The sequence below is a fragment of the Sphingopyxis sp. CR5 genome, from assembly GCF_059693785.1.
Genome location: NZ_JCATIE010000018.1, coordinates 16,974 through 19,355 on the forward strand (window position 1 = coordinate 16,974; position 2,382 = coordinate 19,355).

Annotated in this window: 3 protein-coding genes; all 3 read right to left on the reverse strand. The window is 69.2% G+C overall.

The window, feature by feature from the left end; all coding sequences use genetic code 11:
- Window positions 1–4: 4 nt before the first annotated feature.
- Complete coding sequence (locus tag AC58D2_RS19860; protein ID WP_497392770.1) at window positions 5–709, reverse strand: efflux RND transporter periplasmic adaptor subunit; 705 nt, start codon at window positions 707–709, stop codon at window positions 5–7.
- The gene (locus AC58D2_RS19865) at window positions 600–1,982 is read right to left on the reverse strand and encodes a GAF domain-containing protein (protein WP_497392771.1); all 1,383 of its coding nucleotides are present in this window, start codon (window positions 1,980–1,982) and stop codon (window positions 600–602) included. The genes AC58D2_RS19860 and AC58D2_RS19865 overlap by 110 nt, the downstream gene beginning before the upstream one ends.
- A 17-nt stretch (window positions 1,983–1,999) precedes the next feature.
- Window positions 2,000–2,371 (reverse strand): DUF3467 domain-containing protein, encoded by a 372-nt coding sequence (locus tag AC58D2_RS19870; protein WP_497392772.1) that lies wholly within the window; start codon window positions 2,369–2,371, stop codon window positions 2,000–2,002.
- Window positions 2,372–2,382 lie beyond the last annotated feature (11 nt).

Here is a 2,382-nt window from a genome sequence, read left to right on the forward strand (position 1 = left end):
TCCCCTATGGCGTCCATTTCCAGAAGAAGAGGCGGAGCCAGTTGCGCAGCCCCCGCGTCCAGATCCAGAAATTGCTGCGCCGGTCGATCGCGACCTTCGCCACCCCCTCCATGCCGGGGCGCAGCACCGCGCGCCGGTCGCCGGTCAGTTCCGCCTCGACGCGAAACCGGTTCCTCCCCTCGCTGCTGGACGTGACCGACGTGATCTGCCGGATCACGAAGGGGACGGTGCCGCCGGCGAGACCGGTCGGCGCAAAGCGACCGGTCTGGCCGGGCTCAAGATAGCTGACGTCCTCCTCGGCGACATGAAGCACGACGCGGAAATCGCCGAGCGGCGCGACCTCGAACAGCGTATCGCCCTCCTCCACCGGCGTGCCGACCCGCTGGCTGAGGTCGCCCGATACGAGCACACCCGACAGCGGCGCGACGATGCTGGTGCGCGCCAATCGATAGTCGATCAGCTTGAGCGCCGCCTCGGCCTGACGAAGCTGGGCGCCCGCCAGCCCCATCTCGGCGCGCTCGTGCCTGGCGAGCGCCTCGCGGTAGCGGCGGTCGAGCTGCTGCACTTCGCTCACCGCCCGCGCGCGGTCGATGCGCAGATCACGGTCGTCGAGCGTCGCGAGAACCTGCCCCGCGCGCACCATGTCGCCCGCCCGCGCCTGCGACCGCGCGATATAGCCTGAAAAGGGCGCGGCGGCGGCACGCTGCACCCGCCCTTCGAGTTCCGCATCGGCGCCGACGCGGAACTGGGAGAAGGGCAGGAAGAGGACGAGCGCGAGGACGAGCGCGCCGATCCCGAGCCCCTTGGCGAGCGGCCGGCGCGGGCCGAAAAGCGCCTTGGCCCCGTCCATGCCATGCTGCCGGACACGGCCACCGATCCAGCGTTCCTCGCGCTGCTGTAGCGCGATCACCGGGGCGACGAGCGCGGCGATCNAGCGGCCGGCGCGGGCCGAAAAGCGCCTTGGCCCCGTCCATGCCATGCTGCCGGACACGGCCACCGATCCAGCGTTCCTCGCGCTGCTGTAGCGCGATCACCGGGGCGACGAGCGCGGCGATCGTTTCCGCGACGAGAAGATCCCGGGCCTCGAAAGGCTCGTCGTCGACCGTACGCTCGATCGTCAGCACGCCGACCGGCAAACCACGGTCGAGCATCGGCACGCTCGCGACCGCCCCCTTGCCAGCGAGCGCGAGCAGCCGGTCCTGCTGCAAAACGACCGGATGCCCCTCTCGCACCGCAGGCAGGGCAAGCGTCATGCCCTGGTCCATCGCTTCGTCCATCGCCGCCTCGATCGCTTCGGCAACGTCCGACCGCTTGCGAAACCAGGCGCCGTGCGACATCGCTTTCAGTTTCACGGCATCCCGGCGGACCAAGCCGAGCGAGGCACGTTCGGCCGGCAACGCCGCCGTGACCGCATTGCAAAATGCAAGCGCCGCTTCGGCGAGCGTATCCTGTTCCTGCACGGCGGCGAGCACGGTCATCGCGGCGACCGCCGCGGCATTCCGGTCGTTCGCCTCGGTCGCGCGATGCTGCCACAGGACCGAGTGGATCCAGCCGACCCCCCAGTGAAGTTCGCGCAGCAACAGCTGGAGCTGCGGCGGCGACAGACCTGCGACCGACAACAGCACGACGCCGCACGTGCGGCCTTCAGAACCGATCGGATACCCGATTCCGGTAGAGCCGGGATTGTCGGGATCGGCCTCTATCGTGACCTGACCGCCGCCGAGCGCGCGTTCGGCGACATGGCGCAGGTGCGGTCGGTCCTGAGGCCCTTCCGGCCATGCGGCGGCAGGACCGAAACTCCCTCCTTCGCTTTCGAGCAGGATCAGTCCCGCCGCGGCTCCGGCGACGCGATGGCACTGGAGGTTAAGCCAGGCCTGGCAAAAGCCGCCCGCCCCGCGCGCCTGTGCGAGCGACGCCCACAGCCGCGCTTCGTCGGCGCCCTGAAACGGACCCGGCGATACGGCTTCGGCGGCCCTGTTCATTCGCCCTGCCTCATCGCTCAACCGAGCGCCCCGTGGCGCGCTTCATAATCGCGCATCAGCTGCGTCAACGCATCCGTCAGCCGTTTGGCGGCGAAGGGGCTCAGGATCACGCGATGCTGAATATCGACCTCCAGATCGCGCTCCGCGTCGGCGGGCTGATCCCAATTCTGGTTAACGCCGAAATTGAGCACCACCTCTTCGCGGGTCGAAGTCACATTGGCCATGTTGCAATAGCTGCTTTTCACATCATCGGTACGAAAGCGCAGCCGCTGCTGCCGCGCCGGTGCCCTGGCGGCGGCCGCGCCGTTCGTCCCCCCCGCCGGAGCGGCGGGTGCCGCCTTCGGCAACGCCGTACCGGCCTTGTTCGAACCGCGTTTGCTCGTGGTCATCCCCCGTCCTT